The following is a 5,547-nucleotide window of genomic DNA, read 5'->3' as shown; positions in this document are numbered from 1 at the left end:
TCGGCGCGCTGTTGATTCGCACCACCAGTTCAGCCGCTTCGATTGCTGCCCCGTGCGATGTGTTGGCAAGTGCGCGGGCATTGCCAACAAGTGCAACGTGCTTGCTTTGCAACTCTTCCATCAGTCGATCTTGCGTTTCTGTCAGCGAGGTTAGCGCTTCTTCGTTTCCAAGTAGACGTGCGATTCCAAAGCGTAGTGGGGTCATGCCTTCTTCCCCTTGGCCAAAGCTGCCAGATCGTCGAACAACTGCCCCGCTTCGATGCGGGCGCGGGCAAGATATTCGCTGAGCGATGCCAGCTCAGGTTCCGTGATCGGACGCTCGAGGTCTTCGCGCCCAATCGTTGCAAGCGCTTCTGGGGTCAGCAGGCGATCTTGCGACAGCCCGGCATCCTGCAAAAGCGCCTCGATCTTTTTCGAGTTTGAGCCAACTGCCAGAAACGGCGTGCGGCTGACCATCGAGAGGCAGATGCCGTGGAACCGCCCGGTGATGTGCATGCGGGCCGTGGCTAGCTGGCGCAGGTAGTCATCCTCGTTACGCGCCAGAATCATCGGTGGCATCCCGAAGGGCAGGGTGCCGTGATATGCCGCCGCCAGCCCAGCCGACAGAACCGGAAGCCGCCACGCTGCCCCAGGAAGGGTTTTGGTAGGCAAAAGCGCGTCTGCACCCACGCGCCGTGCGGCGTGGGCGAGCGCGCGGCGTGTGCCCCAACGCACCGAATCGCCGAATAGCAAGCGGTTGCGGGGATCGTCGCTGACCGCCTCAGTTTCAGATAACGAAAGATCGGGAACCATCCGAACGGCGACCGTGTCTTGCGCCGCTCGCATTTCGTCGGCGCTGCGGTGGTCGCGTGCAGAAATCAGCGCGCAGCCGGCAAGCAGCGCGCCCCATGCCGCTGGGTTTTGCTGCCACTGCGCGTTGATCAGTGCAACTGGCGCGCGGCGCGCGGCATGGCGGACAACTTCAAGCAAACGCGCGCCGCCCGGTCGGCCGTGGTGCAATGTGCCCTCGCCGTTGATGACGATCAGGTCTGCGGCCTCTAATGCCCCAAGAAAAGCCTCGTTACGCGCCCAATCAGAATGGGCAGGCGCGGTGGCCGAAACCCGGATGCCCCGCGATTCCAGACCGCTGCGTAGAATCCGCATGACCCTGCTGCAACCGTGGTGGTTGCGCCCCGAGGTGTCATTGAGCACAACGGCGGAGCGTGCGCTGCCGTTGCTGATTTCCGCACTTTCCATCACCGCCCCCTAATAGCTTGCACCGCCCCGGTTGCGGGCAAAGGCGTATACGGCCAGCCCTGCAAGCAGCGGTATAAGCAAGAACAGGAACAGTGTCGAAAATGCCGAGGTCTGCGACCCGGCGGCAACTGCGGATTCATAGACTGGCCGCGAGGCGAATTGCATGATGCCGACCCCGCCTATCGAGAACATATTGAGCAGTGTCACGCCGCGCCCGACCAAGTGATTGGGGAAAAAGCTGCGGCCATGCGCCATGATGGCGGGGAAGCTTGCGCCAAAAAAACCGGCGGCGGCCATCAGCGCGGTGGCTTGGCCAAGCCCTGCGTCGGGCGCAAGCCACAATGCTGCGATGATCGCGGCAAGCACAAGGTTGCCGCCCAACACCACGCGCTTGTGGCTACCAATCAGCCGTTCCGCAGGCCCATAGAGAAAATTGCCCGCCACCATCGCCAGACCCATCACCAGCGTCACTTTGCCGATTACCACGGTATCGGCGCTGTAAATCTGGGTCAGGTATGGCCCGGCCCAGACCCCGCGCAGCCCGGCAGCGGCGGTGTAATTGACGGCCATCAGCGGCAGAATCGCCCAAAGCCCGGGGATGCGCAGCAGATCGAGCAATGATCCGCCTGCGCCCGGCGTTTGGGCAATACGCTCTGGGTCGCGCGTAAAGCGCGCTACGGCGAGTGCTACGGCAAGCGTAATCGCCGCCAGCCCCCAAAGCGTTTGCCGCCAGCCTGCCGCCTCGATCACCCATGCCAGTGGTGCCGCTCCCGCAAGGTTGCCGAGGCTGCCAATACCGATCATCGCCCCCGCCAGCGTGCCGAAAACCGCAGGCGCATACATACGCGCGAAAATGTAATAGCCGCCCATCAGCACTGGCGCGCAGCCCACGCCGATTAGCGCCATTGCGATGTGAACGCCCCACGGGCCATTGGCCATCGCAAAGGCCGCAGCACCGCCTGCACCACCAAGGCCAAGCAACAGCGAAACCGTGTATCGCGGCCCGATCCGGTCGAGTGCTGCGCCGACTGGCATCTGCATCAACGCGAAAGCCGCATACCAAAGCCCAAGCGACACCGCGAGATCGCCCGGCGTGGCACCAATTTCGGCCCCCAGAGTCGGTGCCAGCACTGCAAGGCACGCGCGATAGAACTGGCTGAGCACATAACCCGCCACCAGAAAAGCAATACCAACCTTCATGCACGCGTCCCTCTGCCCGATCTCGCCGGACCCTGATGCAGATCAGGCTTGCGTGCAAGAGGGGCGGTAAAGTGGAAGCGGCCACCAAAGGGTTGGCGCAAAAAAATGTAAAGCGGGCCCTCAGCGAAGGCCCGCTTGCTGCACTGTCTTGAAGGTGGCGCTCAGATCGTGGTCCACAATTGGAACAACAATCCGCTGGCAAACGAACCAACAAGAGCAAGCGCGATGTAGAGGAAGAACACCGGCCGCTTGACCAGCGCCCAGACCGCGATTGCCGCAGGAAGCGAGGTCACACCACCGGCTACAAGAAATGCCAACCCCGCGCCGGGGGCCATGCCCTGCTCGATCAGCCCGCCAACCAGCGGCAGCGCGGCAAAACCGTTGAGGTAGGCAGGAACGCCGACCACCGTTGCGATGACGATGGGCATCACGCCCGTGCCGCCGAGTGTGCTCACCACCAGATCGGCGGGCAGCCACGCCAGCATCAGGCTTTCCAGAAGGAAGGCGAGGCTCAGCCATTTCAGCAGGAACAGTGTCGTTTTGGTGCCTTCACGGAAGAACTTGGAAACACGCTCGCTTTCGCGCCAGAAACTCCACACCACCGGCTTTGCAGTCCGCACCTTGGCACCACCACAGCCGCCGTTGCCCACGCCTTCGCGCAGCGGGTCGCCAAGCCGCCCTGCCCGCGTCAGAAGATGAACCGCGTAACCGCCAAAGACACCAAGACCGACAGCTGTGATGGTTTTGGCTATTGCAAACTCGACACCGAGAACCCCGGTGGTCAACACGAACATCGAGGGGTCCATCACCGGCGATGCAAGCCAGAATGCCATGACCGCCGAAAGCGGCACACCCATCGCCAGCAAGGCGGCAATCAGCGGAATCACCCCGCAAGAGCAGAAGGGCGAAAGACCACCGGCCACCGCCGCGATCAAGATCATGATCGCGGTCGATCCGGTGAAGGCGCGGGCAATCAGCCCGTCAGCGCCTGTTGCGCCCGCATAGGCCGCGATGCCGATCGACAAAAGCAGGTAGGGGGCGATGTGCAAGAGGTTGCCGGCCACGGATTCCGCGCTTGCTATGCCTTGGCTAGGGGCGATCACAAGAAGCGACAGCAGCAGGCCGCCGGTGAACAGCCAGGGCTTTTCTTTGGCCCAGAGCCGGCGCGCGAAGTCCGTCGTGCGCAAGCGGGTAGAGAGTGCGATTTCAGACATGGCTAAATCCCTAGTAAAGTAGTGATAAAGGGCCGAAAAAAGAGGTGCGCGGGCTTCACGCTGCATCCTCCGTTGTAAGTTTGACCCCGGCGCAGCACTCCGCGGTCAGAAAGCCTACCGTCCGGCGCATTGCATCGAAATCCACCCGATTTACGATCTGGCGGCCTTGGCGTTCCTGAACAACCAAACCGGCATCGACCAGCATGCCAAGATGGTAGGCAAGCGTCGATGCGGCCATATCCAGATGCTGGCCAATCTCGCCAACGTTCAAGCCGTCATCTCCGGCCCGAACCAGCAGGCGATAGATCGCCAAACGGGTGTCGTGGCCAAGTGCGGCAAGCGAAAGGGCAACTGATGAATGCGTCGTCATGTTTGGCATAATAACTACTAATCTAGTTTTGTAAAGATGTTTTTCATAACGCGGCGCGCGCCATCAAGCGGTAGACGATTCCAAGGCATCTGGGCATTTCGGGAAATTGGTCGGAGCGAGAGGATTTGAACCTCCGACCCCCTGCTCCCGAAGCAGGTGCGCTACCAGACTGCGCTACGCTCCGACCGTGTGGCGGGGGGTTACAGTCTCTTTCGGCGCTTTGCAAGGGGGGAACGGCGCTAGCGATCGCCGCGTTTCGTCGGGCTAAGCAACCGCTGCATGATAGAGCTGCGCGGAGTGGTTACGATCTCGGTTCGAATGTGGGTCTGCAACACCGGGGTGTTTTCCGAAGCCCCAACGCGGCTTTCGCGCAGCACGATGTATAGACCCGATGCGATGATGATCGCTGCGCCGATCAGGGTGTAGGTATCGACCCGCTCGCCAAACAGAAACCAGCCAAAGCCAATGGCCCAGAGCATTTGCGAATATTGCATCGGAGCCACGATCACCGCCTCGCCCGCGCGGTAGGCAAGAATCATCAGATACGAGGCGATCAGGCCGAAAAGCGCGATCACCGCCATCAGGCCAAGGTCGGAAATGCTCATCGGTATGTAGACGAAGGGCAGCACCATACCGGTGAACAGAAAGTTCGCGGTCATCGGGTAAAGCATCAGCACCAGTGGCCGTTCCTCTTTGCCGATCTTGCGCACGATCACCGAGGCAAGCGCGCCGCAGGCCGCGCCGGTCAACGCAGCCAAGTGGCCAAGGCCAAGCGGCGCGGCACCGGGGCGCAGCACCACCAGCACGCCGATCAACCCCACCACCACCGCCGCCGAACGGCGAACCCCCACTTGCTCGCCCAGCAGGGGAATAGCCAGCACTGTTATCAGTAGGGGCGAGGCAAACAGAATCGAATAGGTCTGCGCCAGTGGCAAATGCGCAAACGCGTAAAACACCGATATGCCGGTAATCAGCGTCATCGCCGTGCGCAGGGCCACCCAGCGTGGGTTGTTCGGCCAAAGGCTTCCAGCCGAACGGTCGCGCAGCAAGATCAGCGTAACCATTGGGAAACTGATCAGCGAGGCGAAGAAGATGATTTGAAACGGCGAATATCCGCGCCCAAGCATCTTTACCACGACGTCATGCGTGGAAAAGATGCCAAGCGCCACAAGCGCCAGCAGCGCACCTTTCAGATTGTTGCTGCCCATCGACCTGCTGCCCTGATTGCGAAATCGAGCATTGCAGATTTACCGGGCAGGCTCAATGCCGGGTGGGCTAGAGGCTGGCCTCTAGCGCCGCTACGACTGCGTCACCCATCTCGGTGGTGGACACGGGCTTGCCGCCATCGGGGCCCATCAGATCGGCGGTGCGCAACCCGTCGGCCAGCACCTTTTCGACCGCGCGCTCTAGCCGGGTGGCCTCGGCGCCCATGTCGAAGGAATAGCGCAGCGCCATCGCGAAGCTGAGGATGCAGGCGATCGGGTTCGCCTTGCCTTGGCCCGCAATATCGGGGGCAGAGCCATGCAC

At 61.7% G+C, this 5,547-nt stretch carries 7 protein-coding genes and 1 tRNA gene; all 8 read right to left on the bottom strand.

Annotated features, from left to right (window positions below):
- On the bottom strand, positions 1 to 205 hold a 205-nt coding region (locus ABY403_RS12850; RefSeq protein WP_372841222.1), incomplete at its 3' end, for a glycosyltransferase family 29 protein.
- The gene (locus ABY403_RS12845) at positions 202 to 1,236 is read right to left on the bottom strand and encodes a polysaccharide pyruvyl transferase family protein (protein WP_372841220.1); all 1,035 of its coding nucleotides are present in this window, start codon (positions 1,234 to 1,236) and stop codon (positions 202 to 204) included. The genes ABY403_RS12845 and ABY403_RS12850, both read right to left, overlap by 4 nt.
- Before the next feature lie 9 nt (positions 1,237 to 1,245).
- A complete protein-coding gene (locus ABY403_RS12840; RefSeq protein ID WP_372841218.1) occupies positions 1,246 to 2,436 on the bottom strand; it encodes an MFS transporter in 1,191 nt (396 codons plus the stop codon).
- 161 nt (positions 2,437 to 2,597) lie between these two features.
- Entirely contained in the window at positions 2,598 to 3,650 is a 1,053-nt protein-coding gene (locus ABY403_RS12835) for a permease (protein ID WP_372841216.1), read from the bottom strand.
- Between the two features lie 55 nt (positions 3,651 to 3,705).
- Positions 3,706 to 4,020 carry an ArsR/SmtB family transcription factor gene (locus tag ABY403_RS12830; RefSeq protein ID WP_372841215.1) on the bottom strand — a complete coding sequence of 105 codons (315 nt, stop codon included), beginning with the start codon at positions 4,018 to 4,020 and terminating at the stop codon, positions 3,706 to 3,708.
- 107 nt (positions 4,021 to 4,127) lie between these two features.
- Positions 4,128 to 4,204, bottom strand: a tRNA-Pro gene (locus tag ABY403_RS12825).
- A 55-nt stretch (positions 4,205 to 4,259) separates the two neighbouring features.
- Positions 4,260 to 5,228 carry a DMT family transporter gene (locus ABY403_RS12820; RefSeq protein ID WP_372841214.1) on the bottom strand — a complete coding sequence of 323 codons (969 nt, stop codon included), beginning with the start codon at positions 5,226 to 5,228 and terminating at the stop codon, positions 4,260 to 4,262.
- 67 nt (positions 5,229 to 5,295) lie between these two features.
- Positions 5,296 to 5,547 (bottom strand): isocitrate/isopropylmalate family dehydrogenase (locus ABY403_RS12815; RefSeq protein WP_372841213.1); only part of this gene is annotated, 252 nt, incomplete at its 5' end.

The organism is Phaeovulum sp., from assembly GCF_041596715.1.
Taxonomy (GTDB): domain Bacteria; phylum Pseudomonadota; class Alphaproteobacteria; order Rhodobacterales; family Rhodobacteraceae; genus UBA6213.
Note: the sequence above shows the minus strand (reverse complement) of the source record. Positions and strands in the feature narration are given on the sequence as shown.